16 protein-coding genes are annotated in these 19,017 nt (G+C 61.5%); 12 read left to right on the forward strand and 4 right to left on the reverse strand.

The window, feature by feature from the left end; all coding sequences use genetic code 11:
- Positions 1–74 precede the first annotated feature (74 nt).
- The 3 genes from ACP6KB_RS10755 to ACP6KB_RS10765 form a co-directional block, all read right to left on the reverse strand.
- Entirely contained in the window at positions 75–1,313 is a 1,239-nt protein-coding gene (locus ACP6KB_RS10755; protein WP_442113694.1) for a DUF1835 domain-containing protein, read from the reverse strand.
- A gap of 232 nt (positions 1,314–1,545) precedes the next feature.
- Positions 1,546–1,878, reverse strand: coding sequence for a YegP family protein (locus tag ACP6KB_RS10760; protein ID WP_442113695.1), 333 nt, complete (start codon positions 1,876–1,878; stop codon positions 1,546–1,548).
- A gap of 113 nt (positions 1,879–1,991) precedes the next feature.
- Positions 1,992–2,321 (reverse strand): hypothetical protein, encoded by a 330-nt coding sequence (locus ACP6KB_RS10765; protein ID WP_442113696.1) that lies wholly within the window; start codon positions 2,319–2,321, stop codon positions 1,992–1,994.
- Positions 2,322–2,503: 182 nt separating this feature from the next.
- On the opposite strand from ACP6KB_RS10765, the gene ACP6KB_RS10770 reads away from it, so the two are divergent.
- From ACP6KB_RS10770 to ACP6KB_RS10825, 12 genes are all read left to right on the forward strand, one after another.
- Positions 2,504–3,022: a sigma-70 family RNA polymerase sigma factor gene (locus ACP6KB_RS10770; protein WP_442113697.1), complete on the forward strand. Its 519-nt coding sequence runs from the start codon at positions 2,504–2,506 to the stop codon at positions 3,020–3,022.
- 4 nt (positions 3,023–3,026) lie between these two features.
- Entirely contained in the window at positions 3,027–3,992 is a 966-nt protein-coding gene (locus ACP6KB_RS10775; protein WP_442113698.1) for a FecR family protein, read from the forward strand.
- Positions 3,993–4,071: 79 nt separating this feature from the next.
- Positions 4,072–6,585, forward strand: coding sequence for a TonB-dependent siderophore receptor (locus ACP6KB_RS10780; protein WP_442113699.1), 2,514 nt, complete (start codon positions 4,072–4,074; stop codon positions 6,583–6,585).
- A gap of 131 nt (positions 6,586–6,716) precedes the next feature.
- Entirely contained in the window at positions 6,717–8,093 is a 1,377-nt protein-coding gene (locus ACP6KB_RS10785) for a pyridoxal-phosphate dependent enzyme (RefSeq protein ID WP_442113700.1), read from the forward strand.
- On the forward strand, positions 8,090–9,253 hold the full coding sequence (locus ACP6KB_RS10790; RefSeq protein WP_442113701.1) for a trans-sulfuration enzyme family protein: 1,164 nt from the start codon (positions 8,090–8,092) through the stop codon (positions 9,251–9,253). The genes ACP6KB_RS10785 and ACP6KB_RS10790 overlap by 4 nt, the downstream gene beginning before the upstream one ends.
- 196 nt (positions 9,254–9,449) lie before the next feature.
- Positions 9,450–9,959 carry a GNAT family N-acetyltransferase gene (locus ACP6KB_RS10795; protein ID WP_442113702.1) on the forward strand — a complete coding sequence of 170 codons (510 nt, stop codon included), beginning with the start codon at positions 9,450–9,452 and terminating at the stop codon, positions 9,957–9,959.
- Positions 9,960–10,025: 66 nt separating this feature from the next.
- Positions 10,026–10,502: a YbaK/EbsC family protein gene (locus ACP6KB_RS10800; RefSeq protein ID WP_442113703.1), complete on the forward strand. Its 477-nt coding sequence runs from the start codon at positions 10,026–10,028 to the stop codon at positions 10,500–10,502.
- A gap of 221 nt (positions 10,503–10,723) precedes the next feature.
- Entirely contained in the window at positions 10,724–11,164 is a 441-nt protein-coding gene (locus ACP6KB_RS10805; RefSeq protein ID WP_442113704.1) for an Ohr family peroxiredoxin, read from the forward strand.
- A gap of 136 nt (positions 11,165–11,300) precedes the next feature.
- Positions 11,301–11,762, forward strand: a complete 462-nt coding sequence (locus ACP6KB_RS10810; protein ID WP_442113705.1) for a MarR family winged helix-turn-helix transcriptional regulator — start codon at positions 11,301–11,303, stop codon at positions 11,760–11,762.
- 96 nt (positions 11,763–11,858) lie between these two features.
- Positions 11,859–14,279 (forward strand): TonB-dependent siderophore receptor, encoded by a 2,421-nt coding sequence (locus tag ACP6KB_RS10815; protein WP_442113706.1) that lies wholly within the window; start codon positions 11,859–11,861, stop codon positions 14,277–14,279.
- Between the two features lie 824 nt (positions 14,280–15,103).
- Entirely contained in the window at positions 15,104–16,663 is a 1,560-nt protein-coding gene (locus ACP6KB_RS10820) for a DUF2272 domain-containing protein (RefSeq protein WP_442113707.1), read from the forward strand.
- A 100-nt stretch (positions 16,664–16,763) separates the two neighbouring features.
- Complete coding sequence (locus ACP6KB_RS10825; protein WP_442113708.1) at positions 16,764–18,326, forward strand: diguanylate cyclase; 1,563 nt, start codon at positions 16,764–16,766, stop codon at positions 18,324–18,326.
- A gap of 3 nt (positions 18,327–18,329) precedes the next feature.
- Here the strand turns inward: ACP6KB_RS10825 and ACP6KB_RS10830 are convergent, their stop codons facing one another.
- Complete coding sequence (locus tag ACP6KB_RS10830; protein ID WP_442113709.1) at positions 18,330–18,953, reverse strand: hypothetical protein; 624 nt, start codon at positions 18,951–18,953, stop codon at positions 18,330–18,332.
- Positions 18,954–19,017: the final 64 nt, after the last annotated feature.

Here is a 19,017-nt window from a genome sequence, read left to right on the forward strand (position 1 = left end):
GGAGCGGGCTTGCCCCGCGATAGCGATTTGTCTGTCATATCGCATCGCGGGGCAAGCCCGCTCCTACATTAGGGTTATGCGCGCCAGACGGGGTGCAGGGCTTGGTCCAGTGCCCAATGACCTTGTCCAGCCTGCAGGCGCACGCCACCCACCCAGCGCTCAGGGGCTTGCTGATCCAGCCAGTTGGCCTGACCTGCCAGCACCCGCTCACCCAGGGCGGTCAAGGTTAAGGGCCGTCGCGCCCATTCCAGTTCCGGCTGCGCTTCGCTGATCAACGGTGTCGGCGAGTCAATCAGCGGTCGCAGTACCGCGTGGAACATCAAGTCGCCGAGAAAGGGCAGCGGTTCACGTTTGCCCATCAATTCAGCAAATACCCGACCTAGGGGTACCTCACCGAACTCAGCGATGATCTGCAACGACAGCCGCTCAGTTAATGACAAGCCATCGTCCAGCCCCGGCAGCTCCTGCAGTTGACGCAACAACGCCGGCGCCAGCAGCGGCAGGCACAGATCCTGGCGGTGCGCCAAGCGTGCCCAGGCTTCAGGCGAGGGCGCACAGTAGGCTGCCCAGGCCTGCCGCGCCAGTTGCACCATCGCTTCAGTCACTGGCTGACGTTGCGGCCACAGCCAGGCAAGCAGATCCGGTGCCAGTTGGCCGATGCCAATAAAACGCTGCACGCCGGGCACCTGAGCGGTCTGGATCAACTCCAGCTGTTGCGGCCCGCGATCCAGACTCGACAACAGACGTATCAGAAACAGTTGGTCATAAGCGTCCGCTTCGCACCAGAGCACCGCCCGTGGGCAGTCTTCCAGCAAGGGCAGTTGGTTGTATTCGTCTGCCATCTTGCGCTGCACATCGGCGCGCTTGAGGCCGTAAGCCTGGCTGATGTAATCGACGCGCATGGCCTGGTATTGCGCAGGCGGTAAATCGCGCACCGGGCCCATGCACAACGGATCGGTGAACATGTGGAATGCACCGGTAAAGCCTGCCAGTTGCAGGCTGTGCTGGATGTCGCTGCCGCAACGCCAATGCTGGGTGCGTGCTTCGTCGTCGGCGATGAACTGCGGATGGCGGGCAGCAAAGTCGACCGCATCGATATGCGCCTTGAGCTTGGGCCAGCTTTTAAAGCCCAGGTCGCGAGCGATCAGCCGTTGCGCATCGGCCAGGCGTGGTTCAGTCGAGGTTGGTAGCAGTGCTTGTTGCTCAGGCGCGCTGCCTGAGCGCAGGCGCTGGAGTAATTCCTTGGCACGCTTGCGCTGTTGTTCAAGGTTGATGCGCCCATCATGGGAAGGGGAGGACAGTCGAGCAGGCATACGAACTCCTTGTGCGAGCCTTGTCCGCTGTCAGGCCGGGAGTCGTAGAGAGAAATCCTGGGAGTCGTGTCCTGGGCGCAGCCCTTTCCGCGGACGGGAGGCGTGGATAGCGCCGGCTGCGACTATAGCCTGCAGCGTGCGCACAAGGCAATCGGCCTGCTGCCGAGTCTTGAGTCAAGGCAGGCTCCCCCTCAGCGCACGCGGCGATGATTCGCAGGGAGCCTGGTATTGATCAGGTGTTGTCCTTGATCGTCTTGCTCGAACCGTTGGTTTTCACCGAGGCGATGCCCGCATCACGCGATTGCGCGGTAGCGTACATCTGGCTGCTGCCGATGACCTGGTGATTGGCAGCCTTGAGGTTGAAATGGAACTTGCCGTTGCTGGCTTCTTTTTTCTCATAGCGCTCATCCGCAGCGCTATTGGTCTGGACCGAAGCAATGCCGTTTTCGGCAGAGGCTTTGGTCTTGTACAACTCGCTGGTAAGAATGATCTCGCCATTGCCCGCTTTGAGGGTAAAGCGGTACTGACCGTCACTGCTGTTGCTCAACTCAAACCATCCTGCCATGGGAACTCCTGTCTTCGCAGATAAGCCTGGGTGCGCTGCTTGCGTGCTCGCTTGCAGTGACGAATCAGTATGGTGGGCTTTAGGCGCTTGTCCAATGCCCGATTGTCACACCCTCAGCGCTGTGCCAACGCATGCTGGACGCACTGCTCATAGTAGGTTTGCTTGATGGCGGCAGGCTTGAGACGTGAGCGGCTGTTGTAGGTTTGCTCGGTAATGCCCATGGCCGTCATGCGCATCCAGGGCTTGGGGAATTTGCGCACCTGCAGTTTTTTACGCGCCGAATACAAGGTCACACCATTGAGCTTGGATTGTTGTGCGCCGGCAGCGATATCCGATCCCCAACTGCACACATAGCGGTCATTCTTGGCCAAGGTCTTGGCCTGGGTACCCAGGGAGAAAACGGCGAAAAAAAACGCTGCAAGGGTCAGTCCATAAGCCCGCATAGTGTCAACCTAAGCTGTTGAAAGGAAAGCGAGTTTGCCAACATGCGGAAGGCTCGGGGGCCAGCAATTTGCCTTTTTTGCGCTGCGCTGTTCACCGCGCAGCAATAGCAGAGGTTGCGTAGGGAGGTAACGACTGGATACTATTCGGAACAATTCTCACTTACACCTTTTTGGCGGCGTTCATGTCTGCGGTCGAGCCAACTTTTCAGCGCGCCATTCACCAACTGTACAGCGAACACCACGGCTGGTTGTTCAGCTGGTTACGCCGCAAACTGCGCTGCCCGCAAAATGCCGCCGACACTGCCCACGACACCTTCCTGCGGATTCTCGGTTCGCGTGACTCAGTGGCGGCGATCCGTGAGCCGCGGGCGTTTCTCAGTACCACCGCACGCCGCTTGATCATCGATAAAGCACGGCGCCAGCATATTGAAGATGCGTACCTGCGCGAGTTGGCGCTGACGGTCGATGCGCTGGAGGGGTACCAGTCGCCTGAACAGATACTTGCCACCCTCGAAGCCCTGGAGCAGATCGCCTTTGTGCTTGAGGGGCTGCCTCCCAAGGTGCGCCAGGCCTTTGTCGACTATTACCTGGATGAACTGACCCAGGTGCAGATCGCACAGCGCCTTGAGGTCTCCGAACGCATGGTGCGCAAGTACCTGCTGCAGGCCCTGATGCACTGCAATCAGGCCCTGGACGTGTGAAGCGATGAACAGCGAGGACAGCGTCGAAGCCCAGGCTGCCGAATGGGTGCTGCGCATGAGTGAGGGCCCGTTGACGGCGCAGGAGCGTCAGGCCTTCGAGCACTGGCGTCAGCGCGACAGCCGTCATCAGGCCACCTTCGAACGAATCAGCAGTGTGGTCGCACAGTTGCACAGTTTGCGTACGCAACGGGCGCCGGCCCGGGCTGCGCTGCAGATGCCGGGCAAACGGCGGATCAGAAGCCGTCATCTGTTAGGTATCGGCGTGTTGCTGGCCAGTCTCGGCGTAGTGCAGAGCCTCAGCGGTTTTCGTGCCGACGACCTGTTTGCTGACCTGCATACCTCGCCGGGCGAGTGGCAGTCGCAGACGCTGGAAGATGGTTCGCGCATTACCCTGTTCGGCAACAGTGCGATCGACCTGCAGTTCGAGGGTGGTCAACGGCGTATTCAACTGCGCCGCGGCCAAGTGTTGGTGGATGTCGCGCACGACACCTCGCGGCCGTTTGTGGTCAGCACCGCCGAAGGCAGTTTCACCGCCTTGGGGACGCGTTTTGTCGTGAGCCGCGGGGAAGGGCAGAGTGAACTGAGCATGTTGCAGTCCACCGTCGCGGTGCGCAGTGCCGACCGCAGCCAGGCGTTGGAGGTACACGGCGGCGGGCGCGCCTGGGTGCGCGAAGATGCCGTGGGGCGCCTGCCCGACATCGATCCGGCCAGCCTCGAGCAGGCCTGGCAGCGCCATCAGCTGGTGGTCGAGGGCATGCCACTGCCGCAAGTGCTGCAGGCACTGGGGCGTCAACGCCAGGGTCATCTGCAGTTCGACGCCAGCCAGTTGGCTGATCTTAACGTCTCTGCGGTATTGCCGCTGGATGATACCGACCGGGCCTTGCAGCTATTGGCGCAGGCTTTGCCGATCCGTGTGCAGCAGTACACCGGCTGGTGGACACGCATCGAACGCACAACTACTGAAAAATAATCATTCCTATTGGTTCCGCATTGTCAGGCTGGCCCGTCAAGCAAAGGGCCAACATGATTAAAACAGGAGCCGTTTCCCCATGCGTCGATTTGCTGACCCGCAGGCCTTGAGCCCCATTGCCCTGTGCATCCACCTGGCCTGTGCCGGTGTTGCCATGGCCATGCCGCAACTGGCCACGGCCCAGTCCCAGCAGCACTACGATATTGCCCCAGGCTCACTGAGCAGCACCCTCAACCGCTTTGCACAGCAAGCCGGGGTGGCGCTGGTGTTCCAGGCCGAAGATCTGGTCGGACGCAGCAGCCAAGGCCTGACCGGTAGCTACACGGTGGACGAAGGCTTTGCCGCCTTGCTCGACGGCAGTGGTTATCGCATCAGCCACAGTGCCAGTGGCTATGTGTTGCAGCCGGTGGTTGATACCCAGGCCGGGCAAACCCTTGAGCTGGGCGTCACCACGGTGGCTGGCCAAGGCATGGGGGAGAGCACCGAGAACACCGGCAGCTATGCGCCCGGTTTGATCAGCGTCGGTTCGAAGTCGCCCACCAGCCTGCGCGAGACCCCTCAATCAGTGTCGGTGGTGACCCGCCAACTGATCGAAGACCAGCAACTGACCGACATCAACGAAGCAATGAGGGTCACGCCTGGGGTGATCACCCAGAGCACCACCTTCCGCATTCAGGATTTCATCTCTCGCGGTTTCTCGATCCAGAACCTGCAAATCGATGGCGCGGCCCCGCAGGCGCTGGGCACGGCGATGGGCTCGTTCTATTCCTCGAACATTTTCGACCTCGCCGAGTTCGACCACGTTGAAGTGTTGCGTGGCTCGGCAGCGTTGTTCGGCGGTTCGGGTGACCCGGGCGGCATCATCAACCTGGTGCGCAAACGGCCGATGGCCTACAACCAGCTCAAGCTGAGTCTCAGCGCTGGCAGTTGGGACAACTACCGTCAGGAGCTGGACATCACCGGCCCCATGGGCTGGGACGGGCGCCTGCGCGGACGGCTGGTGGTGGCCAACACCGACCGGCAGTACTTCGTCGACAAGCGCAGCACCGAAAAGCCCCTGGTGTACGGGGTGATGGAAGCCGACGTCAGCGACGATGACATGTTCACCTTCGGTGTGCGCTACAACAAATCCCATGAGAACGGCACGCAAAGCTCGGTACCGCGCTACAGCAACGGTGCCGACCTGGGACTGCCGCGCCACACCGGTCTGACCCAGAACTGGGCCTACGCCGACACCACGGCGCGCGAGTACTTTGCCAAGTACGACCACCGTTTCAACGACGACTGGAAGCTCAACCTGTCGTACACCAACATCTGGGACGTGTCGTGGTTCAAAACCGCCAGCACCCTTAATGCGGTAGACCCCAACACCAACACCGGGGTGGTCTGGTACGGCACCCAAAGCCGCCAGGAAAACGAACAGCACCTGTACGACGTCAACCTGGCGGGTAACTTCCAGGCCTTTGGCCTGGACCATCAACTGGTGCTCGGCGCCGACTACCAACGCATCGACAGCCGCTGGCTGGGCACCGCGCCGCACGACGGCGCCCGTGGTCCGGTGGATGTCTTCGATCCAGATTCCACGCCGTGGCAAGAGCCGGCCGACCACACCGACTACAGCCGCGACTACGACCCCAACGCCCAGCGCCAGTACGGTCTGTATTCCAGCTTGCGCCTGCAGTTGGCCGAGCCGTTGCACCTGATCCTCGGTGCGCGCGCGCAGCGCTATCACTTCACCCAGACCTACCAGACCCGCAACGGTACGCAATGGAGCACGGTCTCCGACGTCGATCAGCGCATCGGCACCAAAGTCACGCCGTTCGGCGGCATGGTCTATGACTTGAACGATCAGTGGTCGGCCTACGCCAGCTACTCGGAAATCTACAAGCCACAGTCCAACAAACTCTCTGGCCCGCAACCGGGCAGCCCGCTTGAGCCGATGACCGGCAAAACCTATGAAACCGGTCTCAAAGGCGAGCTGCTGGACGGCGCCCTGAACACCAACTTCGCGTTGTACTACACCACCCGTGAAGACGAAGCGGTACGCGACCCGGCTTACATCGACAGCAGCAACCTGTTCGCCGGCAGTTGCTGTTACCTGAGCAGTGGCAAGGTGGTCAGCAAGGGCATCGACATAGAGGCATCGGGCGAACTGCTGCCGGACTGGACGCTGATCGGTGGCTATACCTTCAACCTCAATCGCAACCGCAGTGCCGACGCGCCACTGAGCACGGTGATGCCCAAGCACCTGTTCAAGCTCTATACTACCTACCGTTTGCCGGGCGTGTTGCAAGACTTCAAGGTCGGTGGTGGCGTGCAGGTGCAGAGCGCGACGTATGTGTCGGGTACCACCACCCGCTTCAACGCCGATGGCAGTGTCGCGCAGCGTGATGTGCCGTTCGACTTCAGCCAGGGCGGTTACGCCACCTGGAGTGCGTTGGTCGACTACAAACTCGACGAACACTGGGACCTGACCCTCAACGGCAACAACCTGTTCGACAAGAAGTACTACCAGACGGTCGGCACTTCGACCTATGGCAACTACTACGGCGATCCGCGCAACTTCATGCTGACCCTGCGCGGTACTTACTGACCGGGGAGGGCGGTGACCGGTCAGCTGTGAGCGGTTGCGGTGTGGGCCAAGCGGGCCTAAGGTCCAAGCGAGGCGTTGTCTGGAGCGGATGCACTGGCGCTCCAGCACCCACCGCGGTTGCGAGGTGTCCCATGCCCAGTAATTCCCGCCCGGCTGTGCTCGAACTGATCGGCAACACCCCCCTGGTGCGTGTCAGTCGTTTCGATACCGGCCCTTGTACCTTGTTCCTCAAGCTCGAATCGCAGAACCCCGGCGGTTCGATCAAAGACCGCATCGGCCTGGCCATGATTGATGCCGCCGAACGCGATGGCCGCTTGCGTCCCGGCGGCACCATCGTCGAAGCCACTGCTGGCAACACTGGCCTGGGCCTGGCCCTGGTCGGTCGGGCCAAGGGTTATCGGGTGGTGCTGGTGGTGCCCGACAAAATGTCCACCGAGAAGGTCCTGCACCTCAAGGCCATGGGCGCCGAAGTGCATATCACCCGCTCGGATGTCGGCAAAGGTCACCCGGAGTATTACCAGGACGTGGCAGCACGCCTGACCACCGAAATTCCCCAGGCGTTCTTCGCCGATCAGTTCAACAACCCGGCCAACCCGCTGGCCCACGAGTGCAGCACTGCGCCGGAAATCTGGGCGCAGATGCAGCACGACGTCGACGCGATCGTGGTTGGCGTCGGCTCGGCCGGCACGCTGACCGGTTTGACCCGTTTCTTTCGCCGGGTACAACCGGACCTGGCCATGGTGCTGGCCGACCCGGTTGGCTCAGTAGTGGCCGAGTACAGCCGCAGTGGCGCCCTGGGCACGCCCGGGAGCTGGGCGGTGGAGGGCATCGGCGAAGACTTCATCCCGTCGATCGCCGACTTGTCCAGCGTACGCCAGGCCTATTCGGTCAGTGACGAAGACAGCTTCGAGCATGCCCGCCAGTTGCTGCGCGCCGAAGGTATCCTCGGCGGCTCCTCGACTGGCACGTTGTTGGCTGCCGCCCTGCGGTACTGCCGCGAGCAAACCGAGCCCAAACGCGTGGTCAGCTTTGTTTGCGACACCGGCACCCGCTATTTGTCGAAGGTCTACAACGATCAATGGATGACCGATCAGGGCCTATTGCAGTTCAAGCACTACGGCGACTTGCGTGACCTGATCGCCCGGCGCTTTGAAGATGGCCGAGTGATCAGCGTCGGCCCCGGCGATACGTTGCTCACCGCCTTCCAGCGCATGCGCCTGGCGGATGTCTCGCAATTGCCGGTGCTCGAAGACGGGCAACGGCTGGTCGGGGTGATCGATGAGTCGGACATCCTCGTCGGCATGCACGCCGACCCTACGCACTTCAGCCTGCCGGTGGCCAGCGCCATGACCGACAAGCTGCAAACCCTGCCACCCAGTGCCAGCCTGTCTACACTGCAAGCGGAACTCGACCGTGGACTGGTGGCGATCATTGCTGATGCCCAGGGCTTCTATGGCCTGATTACCCGTGTCGACATGCTCAACCACCTGCGCAGGTCTTTGCCATGAGCCAATCCGACGAACGCAGTTTCGCCACGCGCGTGATCCATGCCGGGCAAACCCCCGACCCTTCCACTGGGGCGTTGATGCCGCCGATCTATGCCAACTCCACCTATGCCCAGCAAAGCCCCGGGGTGCACAAAGGCCTGGATTATGGCCGCTCGCACAACCCCACGCGCTGGGCGCTGGAGCGGTGTGTTGCCGACCTTGAAGGCGGCACCCAGGCATTTGCCTTCGCTTCCGGGCTTGCCACCATCGCCAACGTCCTGGAACTGCTGGATGCCGGGGCGCACATCGTTTCTGGCAATGACCTGTACGGCGGCACCTTCCGCCTGTTCGAGCGGGTACGGCGGCGCAGCGCCGGGCATCGCTTCAGCTTTGTCGACCTGAGTGACCTGGAGGTGTTCGAAGCGGCATTGCAAGACGACACGCAAATGGTCTGGGTCGAAACCCCGAGCAATCCGTTGCTCAGCCTCACCGACCTGAGCGCGGTGGCCGAGATCTGCCGTCAGCGCGGCATTCTCTGTGTGGCCGACAACACCTTTGCCAGCCCTTGGGTACAGCGCCCGCTGGAGCTGGGCTTCGACATCGTCGTGCACTCGACCACCAAGTACCTCAATGGTCACTCCGATGTCATCGGCGGGATCGCCGTGGTGGGTAACCCCGAACTGGCCGAGCGCCTGGGCTTTTTGCAGAATGCGGTGGGTGCGATTGCCGGGCCGTTCGACGCCTTCCTGACCTTGCGCGGGGTGAAAACCCTGGCCTTGCGCATGGAGCGTCACTGCAGCAATGCGCTGGAACTGGCCCATTGGTTGGAGCGTCAGCCGCAAGTGGCGCGGGTGTATTACCCAGGGCTGGTCTCACATCCCCAGCACGGCCTGGCACGGCGGCAGATGCACGGCTTTGGCGGAATGATCTCGCTGGACCTCAACACTGACCTGGCCGGTGCCCGGCGTTTTCTGGAAAGCGTCGGTATATTCGCCCTGGCCGAAAGCCTTGGCGGGGTGGAAAGCCTGATCGAGCACCCGGCGATCATGACCCATGCCAGCATTCCTGCCGAAACCCGCGCGCAATTGGGGATTGGCGATGCGCTGGTGCGGTTGTCGGTTGGGGTGGAAGACGTCGAAGACCTGCGCGCCGACCTGGCCCAGGCCCTGGCCAGAATCTAATTCACCTGGTGGGAGATACTGTCTTGCACCACCTGTAGGAGCGGGCTTGCCCCGCGATGCGGTGAGTCAGGCAAACCGCAATCGCGGGGCAAGTCGGATCGCCGCCCCGCCGCCCCTACAGCTGGAATTGATCACCGGATTTGTAAACAATAGCGCCCGCGAAAAAAGCGCTACCCGTTTACTGATCGAGACTGCCATGCCTGCCACGCCCTTCACTGTCGAAGTGTTGCAAACCAGCCCGGAACAAGCCGAGTTGATCCGCAACCTGTACCAGTTCTATGCCTATGAATCTTCAGACTGGGAGCAAGAAGATGTCGAAGTGGATGGCCGCTTCTATATCCACGAGGAGCATCTGCTGCGTTACTGGCAGGAGCCAGAGTGGAGCGCCAACCTGATTCTGGTCGACGGCTTCATTGCCGGCTTCCTGCTGATCGAGGGAAGCGAGTTTGCCGATCTCAACGCTCTGGAACTGGCCGACCTGTTCATTCTCAAGCGCTACCGGCGCAAAGGCATTGGCCGCGCCGTGGCCAGTCAGGTGTTGCTCAGCGGCGAGCGCGACTGGCTGGTGCGCTTCTATGACCAGGACGAAACCGCCCAGGCTTTCTGGCGCGCGGTGTTGGACAACTTGCCCCGGCCGGTGCGCAACCTTGAACTGGATGATGAGCCCGAACTGGTCAGCTACCTGGTGACCCGCGCGCTGCATTGATTCTTGCCAAGCCTGACAGGCTCATGTTCCATTGGGGCGCCATTCGCTATCAGGAGCCAGTCGAGCATGAGCTTATCGTCAGTCCGGGCCTTCTTTGCCCAGCACGCCCCGCAGATTCCCGTGATGGAGTTGCAAACCAGCACCGCCACCGTGGCGTTGGCCGCTGAAGTGCTTGGTGTTGAGCCGGGGCAGATTGCCAAAACCCTGTCGCTACGGGTCGGTGACGAGGTGATCTTGCTGGTTGCCCGCGGCGATGCTCGGCTGGATAACCGCAAGTACAAGCAACACTTCGGCGTCAAAGCCCGCATGCTGGATGCCTCGCAGGTCGAAGAGCAGACCGGACACCCGGTCGGCGGCGTCTGTCCGTTTGGTCTGGCGCGGCCACTGCAGGTGTATTGCGATGTTTCGCTCAAGGATTTTCCGCTGGTGTTTCCGGCAGGCGGGGCGGCCAATGCTGCCGTGCGTATCGAGCCTGAACAGCTGGCTGCGTTGGTGAATGCGCAGTGGGTCGACGTGGTTGTCGGCGAGCAAACCTTGGCTTGATATCTCGGTAGGAGCGGGCTTGCCCCGCGATTGCGGTTTGCCTGTTTCACTGCTATCGCGGGGCAAGCCCGCTCCCACAGCAAGCCCGCTCCTACAGATGCGCCATTCGTCGCAACAGCCGGGGAGGGCTGTTGACGGCAATGGCCGCTTGTTTGATTATCAACCAATCGCATGCGATTTAATCGTTAGCGATAATAATCAACACTTCGAAGGAATACCCCATGAGCAAGATCGACAAAGTCCTGGTAACCGGCAAAACCCACACCACCCTCAGCGTTGCTGGCAGCACCGCACGTGGCCTGGATATCCAGCTGTCGTCGCCAGGCGCCAGCAAGCCAGCCCATGTCTTCAACGCTATCCAGCCACACCCGACTGCAGAGCAGTTGTTCTCAGGAGCCTGGTCGGCGTGCTACATCGCCGCGCTGGAGCTGGTTGCCAAGGAAATGAACGTGGCGCTGCCCGCCGGCCTTGCGGTTGAGATCGAAGTCGATCTTGGCCAGACCGGCAAAGACTACCTGCTGCAGGCGCGCTTGACCGCCCATCTGCCAGGTCTGGACCCGGAAGTCGCCGATGCCCTGGTGCATGCCGCCGACCAGGTATGCCCGTACTCCAAAGCCACACGCGGCAACATTGCCGTAACCTTGAAGGCCGTCACTGCGTGACTTGACTTCGCGGTACAGGGACGAGACGATCAGCTAGGTCGCACGCGATTTAATCGCGCAAACCTTAAAGCACCAACGGCCAGGTCAGCGCACCTGGCCGTTGCGCGTTGCGCTCCAACCAACCGAGGAATCGCCCATGAAGCCTACCGACCCGGCACGGCCTGCAGAGCTGAAGCTTTCCGAGTTTCTGTGTTTTGCCGTGTATTCGACTAACCTCGCGTTCGGCAAGGCCTACAAACCGAAGCTTGAGCGTCTGGGCTTGACCTACACCCAATACATCACCCTGGTTGCCTTGTGGGAGCAGGACGACCAGACCGTCGGCAGCCTGGGTGAAAAGTTGTTCCTGGAATCCAACACCCTGACCCCGATCCTGAAAAAGCTTGAAGGCATGGGTTATGTACAACGCCAGCGCGACCCCGAGGATGAGCGTCAGGTACGCATCCGCCTGACTGCGGGCGGCCGGCAGCTGGCTGACGAACGTTCGGACGTGGACCTGTTCGCCGCCACCGGCCTGACCGAGCAAGAGTTCTCGCAAATCCAGGGCGCGGTGGTGAAGCTGCGCGATAACCTGATCCGCTCGTTACAGGACCGCGAGTGAAGGGCAGCAGTGCCATGAAAATAATTGCCCGCAGGCTGTCCCCTTTTTTCCGCTCGATTGTCATCAAGGGCAAGTGAATCCATAAGAGTGCGCACCATGCCCGCAGTGACACGCCGCCCGATGCATCTTGCGTCTTCGTTTTCCTATTCCTCGTTGTGCCTGAGCCTGATGCTCGGCTTCGGCGCAATGGCGCCACAAGCGGCGCTGGCCGAGCGCGAACAACGCAGCTATAAAGTGCCCGCAAGCGATCTGGGTTCAGCGTTGATTCGCTTCGCAAGTCAGGCAGGGGTCAGTGTCTCGGTGGAGCCGGGGTTGGTGAGTGGGCGCCGCAGCGCCGGGCTGTCAGGCACGTACAGTGTCGATGAGGGCTTTGCCCGCTTGCTGCAGGGCAGCGGCCTGCAACTGCAGCCGGTGAGTACCGATGCCTATACCCTGGTACCAGTGCCACAGGGGTCAAATGCCCTGGAGATCGCACCAACCAGCATCCTCAGCCATACCAGCAGCGACCTGGACGGCGAGCGCTATGCCGGTGGCCAGGTGGCGCGTCGGGGGTCGCAGGGCTTGCTGGGCTCGCGGGATTTCATGGAAACCCCGTTCAGCATGACCACCTACACCAGCGAGGCGGTGCAGAACCAACAGGCGCGCACCCTCGGCGAGCTGATCGCCAGCGACCCCTCGGTTCGCGCGACCAACCCCGCTGGCGGGCGCTTCGAGCAGTTCACCATCCGTGGTTTCAGCCTGTTTAACAGCGATGTCGCCTACAACGGCTTGTACGGCGTGCTGCCAACCTATTCGATAGACATGGAAATGGCCGACCGCGTTGATGTGATCAAAGGGCCGAGCCAGTTGATCAACGGCATTTCGCCGCGAGGCAGTGTCGGTGGTGGTATCAACGTGGTGCCCAAACGTGCAGGTGACACGCCGATCACCGAGTTTACCGGTAGCTACGTGTCCGACAGCCAGGTCGGAGGCGCGGTGGATGTTGGCCGCCGCTTCGGTGATCAGCAGCAGTTCGGCGTGCGTTTCAACGGCGTCAAACAGTCGGGCGACACCGAATGGGACCATCAACAGGTCAGCCGTGAGCTGGCCGTAGTGGGTCTGGACTTTCGCGGCGAACGCGTGCGCCTGTCCGCCGATATTGGCCACAGCGAGCGCGACACTGACGCTCCCCAGGAGCGGGTGATCGTTGGCGCCAAAGCCAAGGTCCCGGACGCCGACGATGTGCGACGCAACTATGCCCAGGCCTGGAGTAAAGCGCGCACCAACGATACCTTCGGCACGCTCAATGCCGAATACGACCTCAGTGATTCGTTGCTGGCCTATGCGGCGGTCGGCGCGCGCAGCAGTAACCATGATTTTTTGCGTCACAACGTACCGGTGTCCAACGATGCGGGGGACTTCATCGTTCAGCCGCGCGATTTTACCCGTGATGAGAACGTCAAAACCGCCACAGCGGGCCTGCGCAACTGGTTCCACACCGGCGCGGTCAGCCACGAAGTGAACCTGGCGGCCAACTATTACTACATGGATTTCGAGAACGGCGGGGCGCGCTATGCCTCGGCGCCCAGCAACCTGTACAACCCGCGCCCCACGCCGACGCCAGGAACGCCAACACGCGAGGACGACAAGGCCTATACCGAGAACCGCTTCAGCAGTGTGGCACTGGCCGATACCCTCGGCTTTTTCGATGACCGTGTGCTGTTGACCCTCGGTGCCCGCTGGCAGCGGGTGCAGGTCGATGACTGGAGCAACGATGTCAAAGGCGCCACCGCCTACGATGAGGAGAAGGTTTCGCCCTCAGGCGGGATTCTGTTCAAGGCCACCGACAAGCTCTCCCTGTACGCCAACTACATGGAAGGTTTGAGCCAGGGCAAGATCGCGCCTTCGACCGCGATCAACGAAGACCAGATCTTCCCGCCGTTCATCAGCCGCCAGGTAGAGGTCGGAGCCAAATACGACCTGGGCCGCTTTGCCTTGACCGCTGCCGCGTTTCGCATCAAGCAACCGGCCTACGAGACCAACGCTACCACGCGGGTGTTTGGCCCCAGCGGCAAGCGCGAGAACAAAGGGGTTGAACTGACGGTATTCGGTGAACCCGTGGCAGGGTTTCGTCTGCTGGGTGGGCTGATGTACATCGACAGCGAGCTGAGCGGTACCGTGGGTGGCATTTTCGATGGCAATCGCGCCCCGGCAACGCCGGAGTACAACGTCAACCTCGGGGCCGAGTGGGATGTGCCGGAGATTGCCGGATTGACCTTGACCACCCGCGGTATCCACTCCAGCTCGCAGTACCTGGATCAGGCCAACAGCAAGCAGATTGACGGTTGGGAGCGCTTTGATGCCGGGGCGCGGTATGCCTTCAAGGTCGACGGCAAGGCCATTACCCTGCGCGCCAGTGTCGAGAACCTGCTCGACGAACGTTACTGGGCCTCGGCGGGTGCTTCCGACGACAGCGAAGCCGGGCTGACGCTGTCTACCCCGAGGACCTATCTGCTCTCGGCAAGCCTGGGCTTTTAAGGCTCTTCACGGGGCGTCGGGGAAAGGGCTAGGTTTGGCTTTGGCTTTGGCTTTGGCTTTGGCTTTGGCTTTGGGGGCTTATCCAATTCTTGTGGTGGCTGGGCTGGCCCTTTCCGCCCTTACGGCGGCCTCCTTTTTTCTTGGAAAAAGGAGGCAAAACCGCTGGCTCCTGCATTCGGCCCTACGCTTCGCTCCGGGTCCCCTCGGCTCCGGCGACTTCCAGGCCCGCGCGGCCTACGACTTGCTACGCAAGTCTACATCTCGCGCCTTCGGCTACGCCGAAGGGTGCTAACGCACCTGGCCCTCCAGTCACCTCCACTCGGCCTTCTGAAGTCGCTAAGTTACGGGCAGCGCCTGGGCTGGCGTTAGCTTCGCTAGTGTCGGTTGGGGTGGCTTGTCGTTTTGCTTTTGCTTTTGCTTTGCGTGCGCGTTAGTTCAGGCGCCGCGGTTTGCGACTTCAGGAGGCTGAGTGGAGGTATTGCGTAGTGAGGTGACGGGCAGGAGCCCGTCAAGCGCTTCGGGCCATGGATGGCCCGTTAGCGCGGTCCTCGCGGGAGCAATGCCGGAGGGAAGGAACCCGAAGCGCAGCGTAGGGCCGGATGCAGGAGCGAGCGGCTTTGCCTACTTTGCCCAAGAGCAAAGTAGGCCGCCGTAAGGGCGGAAGGGGCCAGTGGTGCCACCCCAGCAATTGGATAAGCCCACAGCCTCAAAGCCAAAGCCTTGACCCGCCACCGGGGTTGGCTATCGTTTTGTAAAGGTGCCGGGTCTCGCGACCCCACACCGCGTTCGGCCTATGGTTTGCCACAAGCCTCAGAGGTACCGGTATGTCTTACAAAGACGACTTCTCCAACGCTCAAGGGTGGTCGGCGGTCGATGTAAGCACCCGCCTCAATACAACGGCTGGTAAAACCTTTCTGGCATTCTTGCGCAGCCAGGGCGTCGATACCCTGATCCGATACTACGCCAGTTCCGTCAGGGCCAAGACCCTGACCGCTGCCGAAGCCAAAATGTTATGCAAAGAAGGCTTCGCGCTGTTGCCGGTGTATCAGGACAGCAGCCGCAAGATCGAACATTTCTCTACCCAGCAAGGCATCGACAACGCCAAAAGCGCCATGGAGTTTGCCAAGCTGGTCGGCCAACCCAAGGGCAAAGGCAGCACCATTCTGTTCGCCGTCGATGCCGACTACCGGGCCAGTGAAATCGATGGGCCGATACTCGATTATTTCCAGGCAGTTAAAAACCAGATAGGCGGGGCCTTCAACATTGGCGCCTATGGCAGCGGGGCGGTGCTGTCCAAGCTGTTGGCGGAGGGGTTGATCAGTGTGCCGTGGATCTCGATGTCACGGCTGTTTACCGGCACCGAAGGGTTTTTCTATACCGGGCGCTGGGCCATGCGTCAGGTGCCGCCTGATCTGACCCACGAGGCCTCGGGCATTGGCTACGACCGCAATATCATCAAAGTATCCCGGCAAGCGCTGGGGGCCTTTGTGGTGGACGAGCTGGGCCATGGTTCACCGGCCTGGGACGAAGATTTGGACGCCACTTTGGGTGGCAATCCGCAGGCGGTGGTCGACGAGCAGCCGGTACTGGCCGGCGAGCGCTTTGTCACCACCGAAGGGGTACGCCTGCGCGAGGCACCCAACAGCACCATCCTGCGTGACCTGACCATCGGTGAGAAGGTCGCTGATCTGGGGCCTTCGACCGAGGCCGGGTGGCGCAAGGTCAGGATCGGCATGGAGGAGGGCGTGATATTCGGCAAGTACCTGCGCGAGCCAGTACGCCCCGAGATCGAAGCATTGCTGCGCGCTGCGCTAAACGAATGGCTGCGTTTCGACAAGGGCCAGGCCGATGAGCGCGCCGCCCCGTATTACACCTATGTGCGGGAAATGTGGGCAGCGATTGGCGAGCCTTACGACGGCCGCAGCCGCTACGCCAATGGCGAGGAAGTGCCATGGTCTGCGGCCTTTATTTCCTGGGTGGTGCGCAAGGCCGGGCCTGCCTACGCCAACTTCGCGTTCGCCTCGGGCCACTCGGTGTTCGTCAACAACGCGATCAAGGCGCGCATTACCGAGCGTCTGGACAAACCGTTCTGGGGCTATCGCATCAACGAACAGAAGCCGGAGTTGGGCGACATCATCCAGCGCAACCGCAGCTCGGGCAACTTTACCTACAGCTATGCAGAAAACCACGCCAGCTACATCAGCCACTCCGACATTGTCGTGGAAGTGACCCCGGACGTGGTGCGGGTATTGGGCGGCAATGTCAGTGACACGGTGATGATGAGTGGCGATCTGCAGGAGTACCAGGTGGATGCCGATGGCTTCATAGCGCCGGGCCAACGGGTGATTGCCCTGCTCAAGAACCGGGCTGGCCTGATTCGTTGATCTGTGTGGGTAAGGGGTGCCAGGCGCTCGGCGCTCACGGAAAGCTGCGCGCAAAAGCAGCTACGCTGCTACGCAGGGAAGCAATCAAGTGGCAGGGGTTATGAGTGAAACGCGTCTGGTATCCATTGGCCTGCGTGGCCTGATTCTCGTTCTGGTGCTGATGGCCGTACTGGCAACCTTGTGCAACAGCTTGTGGGTGGCTTACGGGGTGCAACGCGATGCCCTGGTGCATTCGGCACTTCAGGCCAACCAGGCCTATGCCTCGAAGGTGGCCTCCGGAATTGACCAGTTCCTCAAATCGGCACACAACCGTTTGCGCTATAGCAGCCAGCGTCTTGGCCGCCATTTTGCTGATCCGCAGGTGCTTGCGGAAGAAGCCGAGCGCCTGCAGGCAGAAGACAACGCCTTCAACGCAGTGCTTATCGTGGCTGCCGACGGCAAAGCCGTGCAAATCTACCCGCCCCAGGAGCAGATCATCGGTAGCACGTTGGGCAAGGATGAAGTGGTCCAGGCGTTGCGTGAACAGCGCCCGATGGTCAGCCATGCTTACGTGAGTGCAGCGGGCAATCTGATCGTGTTTATCTCGCAGCCGGTATTCAACCCTGACGGTGAATATCTCGGTCTGATTGGTGCATCGATCTACCTGCGTCAGCGGGGCATCTTGCACACGCTGATCAGCAACCACTTTCTTCAAGACGCTGGTTTCGCGTTTGTCACCGATGAAAACCGTCGTCTGTTGTACCACTCCGACCGCATCAGAATCGGCGAGGTGTTGGGCCAGAGCGCAACCGTCGATGCCGCCATACGTGGCGAGCACGGGCCGATGGAGGCCATCAACTACAAGGGCATTCCCATGCTCGCCGGTTACGCCCAGGTGCCGGATGTCAACTGGGCGGTGGTTGCGCAACAGCCGCGAGCGCAGGCGCTGGCCCCGCTCGGGCAATTGCTGCGCGACATGCTGGTTAACATCATTCCTGCCGGTGTGCTGGGGCTGGTGGCGATCTGGCTGGCGACCCTGCTGATCTCTCGACCCTTGCGGCAACTGGCAGTCAACGCCGAACAGTTGGCGGCACCACAGACACCGGAGCGGTTGCAGGGCATCAAGGCATGGTACGCCGAAGCTGCTGCCATTCGCCGGGCGCTGCTCACCGGGGTGCAGTTAACGCAACAGAAGCTCGGCCACCTGAGCCACCAGGCACAGAGTGACCCGCTGACGGGTCTGGCCAACCGTCGCGCCATGAATGATGCGTTGCAAGCGCTTACGCAGGCGCAACTGGATTATGCGGTGCTGGCACTGGACATCGATTTCTTCAAGCGGGTCAACGACACCTTCGGCCATGATGTCGGCGATCAGACCCTCAAGCAGGTGGCCACGGTCATTGCCCGCAACTCACGGGACAACGACCTGGCCTGTCGTGCAGGCGGTGAGGAGTTCACGCTGATCTTGCCGGAAACCGACCTGCAGGCTGCCAGTGATATCGCCGAACGCATTCGCCAGAGCATTGCAACCACCCAGATTGTGCCGTCCGGCTCGCTGACCATTTCTATCGGGGTGGCCTGCCGTAGTGACGACACGCCCACTCCGGAGGCGATCCTCAAGCGCGCCGACGAGCGCCTCTATCTGGCTAAGCAAACCGGCCGTAACCGCGTGGTGGCCGGCTGAAGGTCAGCCGGTCAGACGCTCCACTGTCCGGCTGCGCCGGGCATCGAGGCTGCTCAGGGGATTGCCCAGGCGCGTCGGTGACTCACCGGTGAGCTGGCTCAGCAGGGCGATGAGCTCCTCACCGTACACCGTGCCCTGCTCATGCAGCAGCTGCGCCACGGCGCTCAACTCGGCCCAGTAGCGACGTACCAGACAACCCGCACGCGCGATGGCCAGGGGTTCGGCATCCAGTACCTTACGGGCCGGCAGCAGGGTGATCAACTCCATCGCGCGCTGACGGTCACCGGCACCACTGCGGGTAATGCAGCGTTCCGAGGGACTATGCCGGTAGATCGCCTCGGCCACCGGACCGGCCAGGCAATGGATCAGGTCGCGTTCAATCGCTTCGACCATCGACGGCAGGTACTCGGCAATACCAGGGGGTTCGAAGGCTGGCAGCGGCACCAGGTACTCAGCTTCGACCAGGCCCTTGACCTGCAACAGATTGCCGCGCAGGTCGGCCATTGGTCCGAGCAGCGCTTCGGCACGGGTGCGCACGGTGACACGCTTGATGCGCTGGCCATTCCACCAGAACGCCAGAACATGGCCGGCTTCATGGAAGGCGGTGCAGCGCGGGCGCGTGTTCATGATCCAGGCCTCATTCGTGCTGGAAGCTTTTACACGATCTGCCTGCGGCCTGTACTTCGTACAA

The sequence above is a fragment of the Pseudomonas sp. NUPR-001 genome (assembly GCF_052147955.1).
GTDB lineage: Bacteria > Pseudomonadota > Gammaproteobacteria > Pseudomonadales > Pseudomonadaceae > Aquipseudomonas.

Excerpts from the sequence above, each read along its gene's own strand:
- ACP6KB_RS10755 (WP_442113694.1), bottom strand. The coding sequence starts at position 1,313 with ATGCCTGCTCGACTGTCCTCCCCTTCCCATGATGGGCGCATCAACCTT.
- ACP6KB_RS10760 (WP_442113695.1), bottom strand. The coding sequence starts at position 1,878 with ATGGCAGGATGGTTTGAGTTGAGCAACAGCAGTGACGGTCAGTACCGC.
- ACP6KB_RS10765 (WP_442113696.1), bottom strand. The coding sequence starts at position 2,321 with ATGCGGGCTTATGGACTGACCCTTGCAGCGTTTTTTTTCGCCGTTTTC.
- ACP6KB_RS10770 (WP_442113697.1), top strand. The coding sequence starts at position 2,504 with ATGTCTGCGGTCGAGCCAACTTTTCAGCGCGCCATTCACCAACTGTAC.
- ACP6KB_RS10775 (WP_442113698.1), top strand. The coding sequence starts at position 3,027 with ATGAACAGCGAGGACAGCGTCGAAGCCCAGGCTGCCGAATGGGTGCTG.
- ACP6KB_RS10780 (WP_442113699.1), top strand. The coding sequence starts at position 4,072 with ATGCGTCGATTTGCTGACCCGCAGGCCTTGAGCCCCATTGCCCTGTGC.
- ACP6KB_RS10785 (WP_442113700.1), top strand. The coding sequence starts at position 6,717 with ATGCCCAGTAATTCCCGCCCGGCTGTGCTCGAACTGATCGGCAACACC.
- ACP6KB_RS10790 (WP_442113701.1), top strand. The coding sequence starts at position 8,090 with ATGAGCCAATCCGACGAACGCAGTTTCGCCACGCGCGTGATCCATGCC.
- ACP6KB_RS10795 (WP_442113702.1), top strand. The coding sequence starts at position 9,450 with ATGCCTGCCACGCCCTTCACTGTCGAAGTGTTGCAAACCAGCCCGGAA.
- ACP6KB_RS10800 (WP_442113703.1), top strand. The coding sequence starts at position 10,026 with ATGAGCTTATCGTCAGTCCGGGCCTTCTTTGCCCAGCACGCCCCGCAG.
- ACP6KB_RS10805 (WP_442113704.1), top strand. The coding sequence starts at position 10,724 with ATGAGCAAGATCGACAAAGTCCTGGTAACCGGCAAAACCCACACCACC.
- ACP6KB_RS10810 (WP_442113705.1), top strand. The coding sequence starts at position 11,301 with ATGAAGCCTACCGACCCGGCACGGCCTGCAGAGCTGAAGCTTTCCGAG.
- ACP6KB_RS10815 (WP_442113706.1), top strand. The coding sequence starts at position 11,859 with ATGCCCGCAGTGACACGCCGCCCGATGCATCTTGCGTCTTCGTTTTCC.
- ACP6KB_RS10820 (WP_442113707.1), top strand. The coding sequence starts at position 15,104 with ATGTCTTACAAAGACGACTTCTCCAACGCTCAAGGGTGGTCGGCGGTC.
- ACP6KB_RS10825 (WP_442113708.1), top strand. The coding sequence starts at position 16,764 with ATGAGTGAAACGCGTCTGGTATCCATTGGCCTGCGTGGCCTGATTCTC.
- ACP6KB_RS10830 (WP_442113709.1), bottom strand. The coding sequence starts at position 18,953 with ATGAACACGCGCCCGCGCTGCACCGCCTTCCATGAAGCCGGCCATGTT.